The sequence below is a fragment of the Mesorhizobium sp. NFR06 genome (genome assembly GCF_900115245.1).
Taxonomy (GTDB): domain Bacteria; phylum Pseudomonadota; class Alphaproteobacteria; order Rhizobiales; family Rhizobiaceae; genus Mesorhizobium.
In genome coordinates, this window is record NZ_FOVT01000022.1 from 1 (window position 1) to 14142 (window position 14142).

The 14142-nt window shown below is 63.6% G+C and carries 12 protein-coding genes and 1 pseudogene; 3 read left to right on the top strand and 10 right to left on the bottom strand.

The window, feature by feature from the left end; translation table 11 throughout:
- Nucleotides 1-523 precede the first annotated feature (523 nt).
- The 3 genes and pseudogenes from F3H96_RS31345 to F3H96_RS27110 all read right to left on the bottom strand — a co-directional run.
- A pseudogene (locus F3H96_RS31345) lies at nt 524-661 on the bottom strand (integrase); the annotation flags it as partial.
- A gap of 229 nt (nt 662-890) precedes the next feature.
- The gene (gene guaA, locus F3H96_RS27105) at nt 891-2471 is read right to left on the bottom strand and encodes a glutamine-hydrolyzing GMP synthase (RefSeq protein ID WP_149804735.1); all 1581 of its coding nucleotides are present in this window, start codon (nt 2469-2471) and stop codon (nt 891-893) included.
- A gap of 56 nt (nt 2472-2527) precedes the next feature.
- Entirely contained in the window at nt 2528-3010 is a 483-nt protein-coding gene (locus F3H96_RS27110; RefSeq protein ID WP_149804736.1) for a MarR family winged helix-turn-helix transcriptional regulator, read from the bottom strand.
- A gap of 188 nt (nt 3011-3198) precedes the next feature.
- Here F3H96_RS27110 and F3H96_RS27115 point away from each other — a divergent pair, with 188 nt between their 5' ends.
- Complete coding sequence (locus F3H96_RS27115) at nt 3199-3525, top strand: hypothetical protein (protein WP_149804737.1); 327 nt, start codon at nt 3199-3201, stop codon at nt 3523-3525.
- 12 nt (nt 3526-3537) lie between these two features.
- On the opposite strand, the gene F3H96_RS27120 is transcribed toward F3H96_RS27115, so the two are convergent.
- From F3H96_RS27120 to F3H96_RS27130, 3 genes are all read right to left on the bottom strand, one after another.
- On the bottom strand, nt 3538-4173 hold the full coding sequence (locus F3H96_RS27120; RefSeq protein ID WP_149804738.1) for a 5'-methylthioadenosine/S-adenosylhomocysteine nucleosidase: 636 nt from the start codon (nt 4171-4173) through the stop codon (nt 3538-3540).
- 3 nt (nt 4174-4176) lie between these two features.
- Nucleotides 4177-4638, bottom strand: coding sequence for a PaaI family thioesterase (locus tag F3H96_RS27125; protein WP_149804739.1), 462 nt, complete (start codon nt 4636-4638; stop codon nt 4177-4179).
- A gap of 95 nt (nt 4639-4733) precedes the next feature.
- On the bottom strand, nt 4734-6023 hold the full coding sequence (locus tag F3H96_RS27130; RefSeq protein WP_149804740.1) for an RsmB/NOP family class I SAM-dependent RNA methyltransferase: 1290 nt from the start codon (nt 6021-6023) through the stop codon (nt 4734-4736).
- Nucleotides 6024-6352: 329 nt separating this feature from the next.
- On the opposite strand from F3H96_RS27130, the gene F3H96_RS27135 reads away from it, so the two are divergent.
- Nucleotides 6353-7030, top strand: a complete 678-nt coding sequence (locus tag F3H96_RS27135; RefSeq protein WP_149804741.1) for an MIP family channel protein — start codon at nt 6353-6355, stop codon at nt 7028-7030.
- 72 nt (nt 7031-7102) lie between these two features.
- On the opposite strand, the gene katG is transcribed toward F3H96_RS27135, so the two are convergent.
- Nucleotides 7103-9316: a catalase/peroxidase HPI gene (gene katG / locus F3H96_RS27140; RefSeq protein ID WP_149804742.1), complete on the bottom strand. Its 2214-nt coding sequence runs from the start codon at nt 9314-9316 to the stop codon at nt 7103-7105.
- 162 nt (nt 9317-9478) lie between these two features.
- Between katG and F3H96_RS27145 the strand changes: the two genes are divergently transcribed.
- Complete coding sequence (locus tag F3H96_RS27145) at nt 9479-10387, top strand: hydrogen peroxide-inducible genes activator (protein ID WP_149804743.1); 909 nt, start codon at nt 9479-9481, stop codon at nt 10385-10387.
- 55 nt (nt 10388-10442) lie between these two features.
- Here F3H96_RS27145 and F3H96_RS27150 read toward each other — a convergent pair whose 3' ends face one another.
- From F3H96_RS27150 to F3H96_RS27160, 3 genes are all read right to left on the bottom strand, one after another.
- Complete coding sequence (locus F3H96_RS27150; protein WP_149804744.1) at nt 10443-11546, bottom strand: calcium:proton antiporter; 1104 nt, start codon at nt 11544-11546, stop codon at nt 10443-10445.
- An 87-nt stretch (nt 11547-11633) separates the two neighbouring features.
- Nucleotides 11634-12257 carry a poly-gamma-glutamate hydrolase family protein gene (locus tag F3H96_RS27155; protein ID WP_149804745.1) on the bottom strand — a complete coding sequence of 208 codons (624 nt, stop codon included), beginning with the start codon at nt 12255-12257 and terminating at the stop codon, nt 11634-11636.
- A gap of 79 nt (nt 12258-12336) precedes the next feature.
- Nucleotides 12337-14097 (bottom strand): AMP-binding protein, encoded by a 1761-nt coding sequence (locus tag F3H96_RS27160; RefSeq protein ID WP_149804746.1) that lies wholly within the window; start codon nt 14095-14097, stop codon nt 12337-12339.
- Nucleotides 14098-14142: the final 45 nt, after the last annotated feature.

Sequence of the window (14142 nt, forward strand, 5' to 3'; positions counted from 1 at the left end):
ATCGGGCGGATGGCCGGGCAACGGCTGGGGGGACAAGAACCACATTCACATCGGCCCTCCCGGCCAAACCGGAAAATAGTGGTTTTGTTCGACAGCATTTGAAATGCTCGGGCCGCTCGCTCGAGCAGAGGCAACGAAGTCCCCGGCCGTATCCATCTCGGCACTTCCCGACTATGACCCCGCTACCGCCGACATCAGCCGCAACCCGAAATCCCCATAGCCATAGTCCGTGGTCCGCGGGTTCCTGCATGAGAGGCTTCCTACGCCTGCCGACACCCGAAACCCTTCGCCATCGCGGACAATCAACAATCAGCCCGCAGGTTCTGGAAGCTGCTGTTCGCGAGACTTCCGATATTAAAATGCGTTCTGCTCAAGCGGCGGCCACTTCGACCGACACCTTTGACACGTTGTAGAGCGCGTCGTTTGGGATCTGGCCGAGGTCGAGGTCTGGTTGCTTGCTCGCAGGGTGGTACCTATCAGGCGCGCCAAGCTCCCGATGTAAGTTTGCGAAAGACCGGTCCTGTCAAAGCGCTGGATCGGGCTCAAAGGCCGTCATCGTCGGGGGCATAAGCACGATAGAGCGTTTTCTCCCCTCGACCCAAGCTTCGACCACGTCCGACCACTCCCGCATCATGTGGCGGCGCTGGATTTCGCATTCCGCTTATTTTCAGCTGGTTATGCTGAAAAAAGTACCGTCACTAGCCCTATGGATAGTGACGGTACTGTCGAAAATTCCCGTTGGCAATATGTCGGAGGGCCGGCAAGCGGTCCGGCAAAGCCAAACCATGCATGCCGATAGCCACCGAAGGTTGGCGGCAAAAAATATTTTTGATTTCAGTATCTTAGATCGAGCTACGGCGTGAATTCGGCGGCGTTCGGATAGGCCGGAATCATTCCCACTCGATCGTGCCGGGCGGCTTCGACGTTACGTCGTAGACCACCCGGTTGATGCCTTTGACCTCGTTGATGATGCGGGTCGCGGCGGCGCCGAGGAAGGCCATGTCGTAGTGGTAGAAATCGGCGGTCATGCCGTCGACCGAGGTGACGGCGCGCAGCGCGCAGACGAATTCATAGGTGCGGCCGTCGCCCATCACGCCGACCGTCTGCACCGGCAGCAGCACGGCGAAGGCCTGCCAGATGGCGTCGTAGAGGCCGGCCTTGCGGATCTCGTCGAGATAGATGGCGTCGGCCTCGCGCAGGATCTCCAGTTTTTCGCGGGTGATGCCGCCCGGACAACGTATGGCCAGGCCGGGGCCGGGGAAGGGATGGCGGCCGATGAAGCTGTCGGGCAGGCCGAGCTCCTTGCCGAGCGCCCTCACCTCGTCCTTGAACAATTCGCGCAGCGGCTCGACCAGCTTCATGTTCATGCGGTCGGGCAGGCCACCGACATTGTGGTGAGACTTGATCGTCACCGACGGGCCGCCGGAGAAGGAGACGCTTTCGATGACGTCGGGATAGAGCGTGCCCTGCGCCAGGAAATCGGCGCCGCCGAGTTTTTTCGCCTCTTCCTCGAACACTTCGATGAACAGGCGGCCGATGGTCTTGCGTTTCTTTTCGGGATCGGCCTCGCCTTCCAGCGCCGAGATGAAGCGGTCGGAGGCATCAACCAGGATCAGCGGCAGGTTGTAATGCTGGCGGAACATCTCCACGACGCTTTGCGCCTCGTCCTTGCGCATCAGGCCATGGTCGACGAGGATGCAGGTCAATTGGTCGCCGACCGCTTCGTGGATCAGCAGCGCGGCGACAGAGGAGTCGACGCCGCCCGAGAGCGCGCAGATGACCTTGCCCTTGCCCACCTGCTTGCGGATCGATTCCACGGCGTGCTCGCGATAGGCGCGCATCGTCCAGTCGCCCTCGATGCCGGCGATGTTGTGGACGAAGTTCCTGAGCAGCCTGGCGCCATCCGGCGTGTGCACCACCTCGGGATGGAACATGATGCCGTACATGCGGCGCTCGACATCGCCGAAGATGGCGAAGGGCGAGCTCTCGGACTTGCCGAGCACCTTGAAGCCGGGCGGCAATTCGATGACGCGGTCGCCATGGCTCATCCACACCTGGTGGCGCTGGCCGGGCGCCCACAGGCCTTCGAACAGCGGGCTCTCCTTCTCGATCTCGACGAAGGCACGACCGAATTCGCGATGGTTGGAGCTTTCGGCGACGCCGCCCATCTGCACGCAGAGCGCCATCTGGCCGTAGCAGATGCCGAGCACCGGCACGCCGGCATCGAAGACGATCTGCGGCGCGCGCGGGCTGCCGATGTCGGTGGTGGAGGCCGGGCCGCCCGACAGGATCACCGCTTTGGGATTGATGCGCTTGAAGGCCGCTTCGGCCGATTGGAACGGGACGATCTCGGAAAAGACGCCGGCCTCACGGATGCGGCGGGCGATGAGCTGTGTGAACTGGCTGCCGAAATCGATGATGAGAACGGTTTCGGGCAGTACGGTGTCGGAATGTCTGGCTGTCGTCGTCATGGCGAGCCTTTAGAGAAAGAAACGAGTCGGCGCAATGGGTTGCGCGATCGCGCCGTTCACTTCGTTTCCGGTGCTTCTTGCGATCCGTCGGCCGGCCCGGCGTCAAGCGAGCGCAAGGCGTCCATCAGCGCGGCGAACCTGTGCCGGCCAATGCGGCTAACGTAGTCGTGTTCGATCTGAAGCTTGACGCGGTCGCCGTCGCGCAAGGCATCCAGACCCTTGCGCGTATAGCGAACGAGCTTGCCGCGCCCGTCCCGCGGATCGGGTAGCCGCTCCAGCACGCCTTCCGCCTCCAACCCGTCGAGCAGTTGCTGAACCGCTTGCTTCGAGGTCGCCGAGCGCTCGATCAGTGCCGACTGCCGCGTGCCGCCGCGGGGGATATGCCCGAGCAGCCCGGCTCGCGCCTCGGTGAACCAGGCATGGCCGGCAGCACGCATGGCGGCGCCGAATTCCGCCTGCCAGGCGCGGCTTGCCTGCCATAGCCGCCAGCCGACATGATCGGGCAGCGCTTCGTTTTTTTCGTCAAGCTCCTTGACCACTTGATCCGAACTCCATATAGTCAAGATACTTGACGATAGTCACGCCGTCGAGACATTTTCAAAACGTTGGAGCGGTTCAGCTTTTCACAGAATCGCCGATCCGCTCCAAGTATTTGTTTTCACGCAATCCCGGACGGAAAACCGTTAGGCACGTTTTCTCGAATCGCTCTGACCCGTGGACAGGAACAATGACGATACTGAACAAGGACATGCTGGCCATTATCATGATCGGCACCACGCATGTCATCGACATGGGCGGCAAGTACGCCTTCATCCACTACGAAACCGATGATCGAGCGCACTTGCTCTTACCGGACGGCACGCGCTTCCACGGGCTTTGGGCGCTGCTCGAGGATGGCTACAAAGTCGAATGGAAAGATGGCCCCACCGGCTCCTGGAAGCTCAATCACACGCCGGGAGCAATCGACTATGTCGATGCGACCGGCGCCACCCGCGGACGCATTTCGCGCATCGAGTTCGGCGATTTCGGCGATCCGCAGCGCCTGGCTGCCTGACCGGGGAGGCGATCAGGCACCAAGCAAGCCGTCGCCGATCGCCCGTTCCAGCAAGCCGACCGCAGCGGCCAGCTTCTCGTCGATGACATGCAGATATTCGGTCCAGTCGTTGACGTGCCTGAGATCGGCGGCGCCGTCGGAAATGCCGCGCAGGCCGATCAGCGGCACGCCGAACAACTGGCAGGCGCGCAGGCAGGCGAAGGTCTCCATATCGACCATGTCGGCGTCGATGGCGTCATAGGCGGCGCCGGAAATGATCGCGCCGCCGGTCGAGAGCGTGGCGGTCTTGACGCCTGGAATGACGAAGGGCAGCGGCACCGTCACCGGCAGGTCGAGGAAAGGCGTCGCGCCCTTCTCGAAACCGAGCGGCGAAGCGTCGATGTCGCGATAGCCCACGGACACGGCCTGGTAGATTTCGGTCTGTTCCAGCTTGCGGCTGCCGGCCGAGCCCAGCGAAACGACCAAGTCCGGGAGCGATGCCTCGGCCTTCAAGGCCGCGAGCTCGGCGGCCAACCTGACGCCGGCCTCGACCGGACCGACGCCGGTCATCAACGGCGTGAACAGGTTTTTGAGGTGGGGGCCATATTCGGCCTCCGCCGCCATGACGAAGAGAACGGATTTCTCGCCTATCCGCGCAGCCGTCGCCATGGCTTACTCCTCGATCCCGTCGCGCCCCATCACCGTCATCATTGTGCCGGTCATGGTGGCGATCAGCTTGGCCTCGCCGTCGGCGGCGAAGGCGTATGCCTGGCCGTCGGCGACGATGATGGTGCGGCCGGGCTTTGTCACCGAGCCGCGGAACAGGAAGCGTTCACCCCTGCCCGGCGCCAGCAGGTTGACCTTGAACTCGATGGTCAGCACGCTGGAATTCTGCGGCAACAGCGAAAAGGCCGCGTAGCCGCAGGCCGAGTCCAGCGCGGTCGAGATGACGCCGGCATGCAGGAACCCATGCTGCTGGGTGAGCTCTGGCGCATAAGGCATCTCGATCTCGATGATGCCGGGCGTCACCAGCGTCAGTTCGGCGCCGATCGTCGCCATTGCCTTCTGCCGCGCAAAGGAGCCCCTGACGCGTTCCTCGAAATCGGGAGCGGGTACGATCTTGGCTGCTGCCATGGCGCTTCGCCTCACATTTGCTGGCGAAGCTTATTGCAGAGCCAGGCAGGACAGGCAATCTTTTATGTTGCAGTGCAGCAAAGGGCCGGCCGTCCTCAAGCAGTCCTGCGCAAGGCGTGGAAATAGAAACCGTCGGTGCCGCTGAGCGCCGGCGACAGCGAGATGCCGCCGGTGCCGGCAATACGCGCGGCACCTTCATGGCCGGGGAAGCGACCGTGCCAGAGCTGGCGATGGTCGACCGGCGCAAAGCCGCCATGGCGCTCGCGGAAAGCCGCGACCTGCTCCCCGTTTTCGGCATCGAACACCGAGCAGGTGACGTAGACCAGCAAGCCACCCGGTTTGACGAAGGCCTGGGCCGTGTCGAGGATCGCCTGCTGCTCAGCCCTGCGGGCTTCGAGCTGCCTGTCCGTCAACCGCCATTTGGCGTCGGGCCGCCGCCGCCAGGTGCCGCTGCCGGTGCAGGGCGCGTCGATCAGCACGATGTCCATATGCGCGGTGAGCGGCGCCAGCTCCGTCGGCTTGCTGAGAACCTGGACGTTGCGGTTGTGCGAGCGGCGGATACGCTCGAAGATCGGCGCCAGGCGCACCTTCTCCGCGTCATGGGCAAAGAGCTGGCCTGTGTTGCCCATCTCGGCCGACAGCGCCAGCGTCTTGCCGCCGGCGCCGGCGCAATAGTCGAGCACCTGCATGCCAGGCTCAGCGCCGGCGAGCGCGGCGGCAAGCTGCGAGCCCTCGTCCTGCACTTCGAACCAGCCTTTCTGGAAGGCCGGCTCGGCCTGCACGTTCGGGTGCCGGCCGTCGCCGTCGATCGGCGGGATGCGGATGCCGTGCGGCGCGATTGCCGCGGGCGCGGCACCCGTGCCCAGCAGCTCGGCCAGCACCTTGGCGCGATCGGCCTGGAGCGTGTTGACCCTGAGATCGAGCGGCGGCCGCCGCGCCAGAGCAGCACCTTCCTCGACCCAGGCGTCGCCATAGGTCTGTTCGAGCAGCGGCGCGCACCAGTCCGGGACATCCGCCCGCACGGCGTCGGGCGCATCGTCAAGCCTGCGTCCGGCCGCCGCATTCAGCTCGGCTGCGCTGAGCAGCGGCGGCGCGAATTTGTCGCCATCGAGCGCCTCATTCAGCGACCGCGCCGTCTGCCCCCATTCGAGCAGCAGCGCGCCGAAGCCGATGGCGCGCGGCGTGTCCTCGCCGAACAGCCAGCCGGCCGAGCGTTTGCGGCGCAGCGCATCATAGACGATGTTGCCGATGGCGGCACGGTCGCCGCCGCCGGCGAAGCGGTGCGACAGGCCCCAATCGCGCAAGGCGTCGGCCACCGGCCGGTGACGCCGGCCAATGTCTTCCAGAACCTCGATGGCCGCCGCTAACCTTCCGCCCAGTCGCATCCCGTTTTCCGATTGCTCTACAAAATTGGCTCCAGCCCGCTCTTAAAGCGTTTCAGGCCCGGATTGAAAGGGTTCTGTTCGCATTGCCCGTCAAACCCCGTTTCATACCGGGCGATGTCCCCGAAAGGTTTTTCAAAGCAGGCGACACCGCTTAAAAAAGAGCAAACCGGCCAGAACATGAAAGGTTTCTAATGTTTTGACTGGCGCGTACAAGCAAGCCCGTTGGCTTAAGCTCTCAGCTTTCCAAGTTTTGCCGGCGGGAATACTCTTCCGGCAGTGATTCGCGGCGCGGGAAACGCGGTTTGGCGGATCCTTACGAGGAGAGGGCAATGAAAACCTATCTGGCAGAAGTTCTCGGCACGTTTTTGTTGGTGTTCATCGGCACCGCCTCCGTGGTCACGGGCGGGTTCGGCGGCGCGCTGCCGCTCGGGCAGGAAGGCATCGGCCTGGCGTTCGGCATCGGCCTGATCGCCGCGGCCTATGCGATCGGCCCGATCTCGGGCGCGCATCTCAATCCGGCGGTGACGTTTGGCGTGTTCCTGGCGGGGCGGATGCCGGCCAAGGATGTCGTCCCTTACTGGATCGCGCAGATCATCGGCGCCATCATCGCTTCGCTGGCGCTGTGGATCATCGTCTCCGGCCAGGCCGGCGGCCATACCGGCGGCTTCGGCGCCAATGGCTGGGACGAAACGAAGTGGGGCATGAGCTCGGCTTTCCTGTGGGAGCTGATCGGCACCTTCACCTTCGTCACCGTGATCCTCGGCGTCACCAACGCCAAGCACACCACCGCCTTCGCCGGCCTGGTCATCGGCCTGACGCTTGCCGGGATTCACTTCGCCATGATCCCGGTGACCGGCACATCGGTCAATCCGGCGCGCTCGATCGGCCCGGCGCTGTTTTCGGGCGGCGCGGCGCTCGGCCAGCTCTGGCTGTTCATCGTCGCGCCGCTGATCGGCGGCGCGATCGCCGGCGTCGTCGCCAAGGCGGGCGTGTTCGAAAAGGACTGATCGGTCCCGCAGGATTGAACCAGAAAAGGCGCGAGGCAAAGCCCCGCGCCTTTTTAGTGGGAGGATAAGACCTTACCTCGCGGCGATGTCGAAGCGGTCGAGATTCATCACTTTGGTCCACGCCTTGACGAAATCCCCGACGAACTTCGCCTTGGCGTCGCTCGAGCCATAGACTTCGGAGAGCGCGCGCAATTGTGCGTGCGAGCCGAAGATCAGGTCGGCGCGGGTGCCGGTCCACTTCACTTGCTTGGTCTTGCGGTCGCGCGCCTCGTACACCTCGTCGGAGCCCGGCTCGGAACCGGCCGCCGGGTCCCAGACGGTCGCCATCGAGAGCAGGTTGACGAAGAAGTCGTTGGTCAATGTGCCCGGTCTATCGGTAAAGACGCCGTGCTTCGAGCCGCCGACATTTGCGCCGAGCACGCGCAGGCCGCCGACCAGCACCGTCATCTCCGGCGCCGTCAGCGTCAGAAGCTGGGCGCGGTCGACCAGCATTGCTTCGACCGACATCGGCAGCTTGCCTCCGCTGTAGTTGCGGAAGCCGTCGGCGACCGGCTCGAGCGGCGCGAAGGAGTGGACATCCGTCTGTTCCTGTGAAGCGTCCATACGGCCAGGCGTGAAGGGCACCTTCACCTCATTGCCGCCATCCTTGGCGGCCTTCTCGACAGCAGCGACGCCGCCGAGCACGATGAGATCGGCGAGCGAGACCTTCTTGCCGCCGGTCTGCGCCGCGTTGAACTCCTTCTGGATGGCTTCCAGCTTTGCCAGCACCTTCGAGAGCTGAGCCGGCTGGTTGACCTCCCAGTCCTTCTGGGGGCTAAGCCGGATGCGGCCGCCATTGGCGCCGCCGCGCTTGTCCGAGCCGCGGAAGGTCGAAGCCGAGGCCCAGGCGGTCGAGACAAGCTCCGACACCGACAGGCCGGCGGCCAGGATCTTCGCCTTGAGCGAGGCGATGTCCTGCTCGCTGACCAGCTCATGGTCGGTGGCCGGGATCGGGTCCTGCCAGATCAGCTCTTCCTTCGGCACGAGCGGGCCGAGATAGCGCACGACCGGTCCCATGTCGCGGTGGGTGAGCTTGAACCAGGCGCGGGCGAAGGCGTCGGCGAACTGCTCGGGGTGCTGATGGAAGCGGCGCGCGATCTTCTCGTAGGCCGGATCGAAGCGCAGCGCGAGGTCGGTGGTGAGCATGGCCGGCGCGTGGCGCTTCGAAGGGTTGTGCGCGTCCGGAACCGTGCCGGCGCCGGCGCCGCCCTTCGGCGTCCACTGATGGGCGCCGGCCGGGCTCTTGGTCAGCTCCCATTCATAGTTGAACAAATTGTCGAAGAAGTTGCTGCTCCATTTGGTCGGCGTGGTCGTCCAGGTGACCTCGAGGCCGGAGGTGATCGCGTCGCCGGCGATGCCGGAAGCATATTTGCTCGACCAGCCGAGGCCCTGAGCCTCGATGCCGGCGCCTTCCGGTTCGGCGCCCACCAGCGAGGCGTCGCCGGCGCCGTGGGTCTTGCCGAAGGTGTGGCCGCCGGCGATCAGCGCGACGGTTTCTTCGTCGTTCATCGCCATGCGGCCGAAGGTCTCGCGGATGTCGCGCGCCGCGGCGATCGGGTCCGGCTTGCCGTTCGGACCTTCGGGGTTGACGTAGATGAGGCCCATCTGCACGGCGCCGAGATGGCCTTGCAGCTCGCGATCGCCGGAATAGCGCTGATCGTCCAGCCACTTGGTCTCGGAGCCCCAGTCCACGTCCTGCTCCGGCTCCCACACGTCGGCGCGGCCGCCGGCGAAGCCGAAGGTCTTGAAGCCCATCGATTCCAACGCGACGTTGCCGGTGAGGATCAGAAGGTCGGCCCAGGAAATCTTGCGGCCGTATTTCTGCTTGACCGGCCACAGCAGCCGGCGCGCCTTGTCGAGATTGGCATTGTCCGGCCAGCTGTTGAGCGGCGCAAAACGCTGCTGGCCGGCGCCGGCGCCGCCGCGGCCATCGCCGATGCGATAGGTGCCGGCGCTGTGCCAGGCCATGCGGATGAAGAGCGGCCCGTAATGGCCGAAGTCGGCCGGCCACCAGTCCTGCGAATCCGTCATGACCTTGTGCAGGTCCTTGATCACCGCATCTAGGTCGAGGCTCTGGAATTCCTTGGCGTAGTCGAAATCTTCGCCCATCGGGTCCGAGAGGTTCGACTGCTGATGCAGCACGGCAAGGTCGAGCTGGTTCGGCCACCAGTCACGGTTGGTCCTTGCCGAGGATCCATGCGCGACAGGGCATTTGCCAGCGCTGTTGTCGTCGGTTTTCGCGTCCATCTTAGTCTCTCCGATTTGCCGAGGTTGAATTTCGCCGAGGTCGATTTTCCCGAGATGTGCGGGGGCGGCCATGGGCCGCGCCAACCTGGAACGATTCCAGACTAGGCCGGCCAGCCGATAAAGACAAATTGCCTTTCCTGTTTGTTTTGATAGCCTTTGCTTATGATTGGTCTCACCGTTCGTCAGATGCTTTATTTCGACGCGCTGGCGCAGACGCTGCATTTCGGTCGCGCCGCCAAGCTTGCCGGCGTCAGCCAGCCGGCACTGTCATTGCAGATCGCCGAGTTGGAAGAACGACTGAACTGTCGTCTGTTCGAACGCGGCGGCAAGACGGTGCGGATGACCGATGAGGCGCATGCCTTGCAGCCGCGCATCGAGCGCATCCTCGCCGATATCCGTGACGTCGAAACGACGGCTCGACGCGGTCGCCCCGCCATGGAGGGCCGCTTCCGGCTGGGCATCATTCCGACGGTGGCGCCGTACCTGCTGCCGCACGTGCTGCCGGAGTTGAAGAAGAAATACCCTGCCCTGCAGCTCGAGCTGCGCGAGGCGGTGACCGCATCATTGGTCGATGGCACGGCCTCCGGCCGGCTCGACGCTTTTATCGCCGCGCTGCCGCTCGACCATCCCGGCCTCGTCACCGAAGAGCTCTTCCCCGATCGGTTCTTCCTGGCCGTGCCGTCGGGCGACCCGGCCTTCGCCTCGCCGCCCGTGCCGCCCGAAAGCCCGGCACTGGAGCGGCTGATGCTTTTGGAGGAAGGCCATTGCCTGCGCGAGCAGGCGCTGGCCGTCTGCGGCAATGTGCGGCCAGTGGCGATGGCAAGCTACGGCGCGACCAGCCTGACGACGCTCTTGCAGATGGTGGCGCATGGGCTCGGCGTCACACTGGTGCCGGAAATGGCGGCCAGCGCCGCCGGCGTCATGCCGGACCTCAAGATCGTGCCGTTCCAGGAACCGATGCCGCAGCGCCTGATCTGCATGGCCTGGCGCCGCAACAGGGCGCGGCAGGACGAATGCGCGGAGCTGGCGAGGATCATACGGGGGCTGGATCGGGCTGTGCTTGCGGCGTGAACAGCTTTCCACGCCCACTCCATCCCCGCGCCCAATGGCCGGCCGCAACCGCGTTTCACGGCACAAATATCAGAAACACATAGGCGAGAAACACCACGACATGAACCATGCCGGTCAGGAACGTCGTTCTTTCCGTGCTGAAGCTCACGCTGCAAATGAAAAGCGCCAGCACCAGAAGCACCGCATCGGTCGCCGGCAGCCCCAGGGTCAACCCTCTGCCCGTCAGCAGGCTGGCGGCCGCGACCGCCGGTATTGTCAGACCGATCGTGGCGCAGGCCGAACCCATCGCAACGTTCAAGCTGCGCTGCAGCTCATTGTTGAGTGAGGCGCGAACCGCCGAAATCGCCTCCGGCATCAAAACCAGCCCGGCGATCAACGCCCCCACGATGCTGTCGGCCTGGGTCACCTGGTAGGCAGCCAGCGTATCTTCGACACCCGCGGCGACCTGCTCGGCGAGCATGACAATTCCGATCAGCCCGCATAACAGCAGCAAGGCGCTGACAGATACGCTTTCGGGAGGAACGGTTCGCGTTGAAACGTCGTGTCCGTGTTCCTGGACGAAGTCCTCCCGGTGCCGGACGGTCTGGGCGAACACGAAACTTGCATAGAGCAGCACTGAAAGGGCGCTTACAAAACCAAGCTGAGCTGCCGAAAACGTGCCGGGATCCGTGGCTTGGGTGTAGGTCGGAAGGATAAGCGTCATCACGGCCAGCGCGATCAGAACCGCCAGGTAAGCGCTGGTCCCTTGCCGAACGATCGCCTGCTTGCGATGAAGCCAGCCGCCAAGCGTGAGACAGGTGCCGACAACGCCGGTGGAGGTAATCATTACCGTCGAGAAAACGGACTCGCGGGCCAGTGTCGGGTTGTTTTCTCCATGCAGCATCATGGAGACGATGATCGACACTTCAATCGCCGTCACCGCAAAAGTCAGCACCAAAGTTCCGTAGGGCTCCCCCACGCGCCGGGCGAGTGCCTCGGCGTGGTCGAGCACCACGAATATGGTGGTGAACATGATGGCGCCCGACAGCGCTCCGACAGGTATCCTGACGTTCAGCGATCCTTCGTCGACCGAAACGCCGCTGGCCCTGACCGCGAGAGCCATCGCCAGCGCGGCCAACGGCATCGTGTAGGAAGTCACCGACCGCCCGTAACCAGTCATTCAAGTCCCCCACGCATTTGCGCTAACTTAGCGGAAAAGCGCGTGGGGAGCACCTCTCACGGGCATCTTTGCTGCCAAGCGCGCCGTTCAAAACATGATTGAGGACTGGGCACCATTTTTGGCGTCGAATGTCTCGATGGCCTTGCGAACCGCCATGCAGAATTTTTCCAGAAGTTCGGGCTCGTTCCCCAGCCGGCGGCGCAGCGAGAAGGGCACTTCCAGTTGCGCTCCTTTCCCCGTCAGCCCCCGGTTGACGATGTTCGAATCCTGGATACCCGGAAACGGATGGTTATCGTTATTTGTCTGGAAGCCGGCCTCCTGCAAACGCCAGACTATTTCTGAAATCAGCATCACGTCCTTGCCGCCCATGTAGACTGTCGAAGGATCGTCTCGATCCTGACGGCCGTGGATAGCGACGACCGTGGCCTTCGTCCGCAACAATTCCAGCGCGGATTCCTCGTCAAAGTTCCTGGATGTTATGTGCAGCTCTCGGTTGCTTTGCGGCATGAGCCCTTCAAAGCAATACATATCGAGATCGCGTCCTGCTATCGTTTCGGCGATCAGCGAGGTGCGGGGTTCGATTTTCCCGCCATGCGGAGCCATGACGATCGCATTGCCGGTTCGCGCTCCACGCCGGACGACTATGCGATAATCTATGTTTTCGGCTTTGGCGGTCTTCAGCGCCGCGAAGTTTGGAAACTCGTTATCCATGACCTATCCAGAAATGCACGAAGAGCGCTGCCCCCTCTGGCGCATTTCAAAACCGTGAATATTTCGGGTCGATCCCGCTTTACGCCGTCTTCTGCGCCACCAGCCCTAGTTCTTCCACCATCGCCTCGCGCATCAGGAATTTCTGCGGCTTGCCGGTCACCGTCATCGGCAGTTCGGCGCGGAAACGGATGTAGCGCGGCACCTTGTAATGCGCGATCTGGCCGGCGCAGAAAGCCTTGATCTCCTCGGCGGTGGCGATCTCGCCGGGCCGGAGGACGATCCAGGCGCAGAGCTCCTCGCCATATTTGTCGTCGGGAATGCCGAAGACCTGCACTTCCTTGATTTTTGGATGGCGGTAGAGGAATTCCTCGACCTCGCGCGGGTAGACGTTCTCACCGCCGCGGATGACCATGTCCTTGACCCGACCGACGATGTTGCAATAGCCCTCGGCGTCGATGGTGGCGAGGTCGCCGGTGTGCATCCAGCCGTCGGCGTCGATCGCCTCGCGGGTCTTTTCGGCGTCGTCCCAATAGCCCTTCATCACCGAATAGCCGCGTGTGCAGAGCTCGCCCGGCGCGCCGACCGCGACGGTGGCGCCGTCCGCCCCGATCGCCTTCACCTCGACATGCGGGTGGACGCGACCGACGGTGGAGACGCGCTTTTCCAGCGGATCGTCGACGCTGCTCTGGAACGAGACCGGGCTGGTTTCGGTCATGCCGTAGGCAATGGTCACCTGGCCCATATGCATGAGCGACACCACCTTCTTCATCACCTCGATCGGGCATGGCGAGCCGGCCATGATGCCGGTGCGCAGGCTGGAAAGGTCGAAGGTGGAGAAATCGGCATGGTCGAGCATGGCGACGAACATGGTCGGCACGCCGTAGAGGCCGGTGCAGCGTTCCTGCGCGACAGCCTTTAGCGTCGCGCCGGCGTCAAAGCCTTCGCCTGGAAAGACCATCGTGGCGCCCTTGGAGACGCAGCCCATCGTGCCCATCGACATGCCGAAGCAGTGATAGAGCGGCACCGGGATGCAGAGCCGGTCGTCGACGGTGAGCCGGATCGCCGAGGTGACGAAATTGCCGTTGTTGACGATGTTGGAATGCGTCAGCGTCGCGCCCTTCGGCGCGCCCGTCGTTCCGCTGGTGAACTGGATGTTGATGGCATCGCCGGGCTTCAGGTTCTCCGAGATGCGGTCGAGGCTGTCATGCTCGTCGCGGCCGGCCATGGCCAACACATCGCCGAAATTGAACATGCCCGGCGAATTGTCGTCGCCCATCCGGATGACGATCTTCAGCGTCGGCAGCTTCTTGGCCTTGAGCTTGCCGGGTTCGGCGGTAGCGATTTCCGGCGCCAGCGTCTCGATCATGCCGAGATAGTCCGAGGTCTTGAAGTCGACGGCGGTGACCAGTGCCTTGCAACCTACCTTGTTCAGCGCATATTCCAGCTCGGTCAGCCTGTAGGCCGGGTTGATGTTGACCAGGATCAGCCCGATGCGCGCGGTGGCGAACTGCGTCACCAGCCACTCCCAGCGGTTGGGCGACCAGATGCCGACGCGATCGCCCTTTTCCAGCCCAAGCGCCAGGAAGCCGGCGGCCAAAGCGTCGACCGTGTCGGAAAGCTCGCTCCAGGTGAAGCGCTTGTCCTGGCCGACGAAAACCGCGGCATCGAGCGTGGCGTATTTGCTCACCGTGTCGGAAAACAGTGCCGGAATGGTCTTGTCGAGCAAAGGCACCGAGCGGTCGCCCGACACATGCGCCTTGCCGCCCACCGGAGCAATGAAGCTGTTGCGCGGCTTGCGCAGATTGGTGGCGTTCATGAGCTCATCGAGTTTGATCGCCATCGCCGTCTCCTCCCGGGATCAAGCCAGCCTATCAGCCCGCCGTGA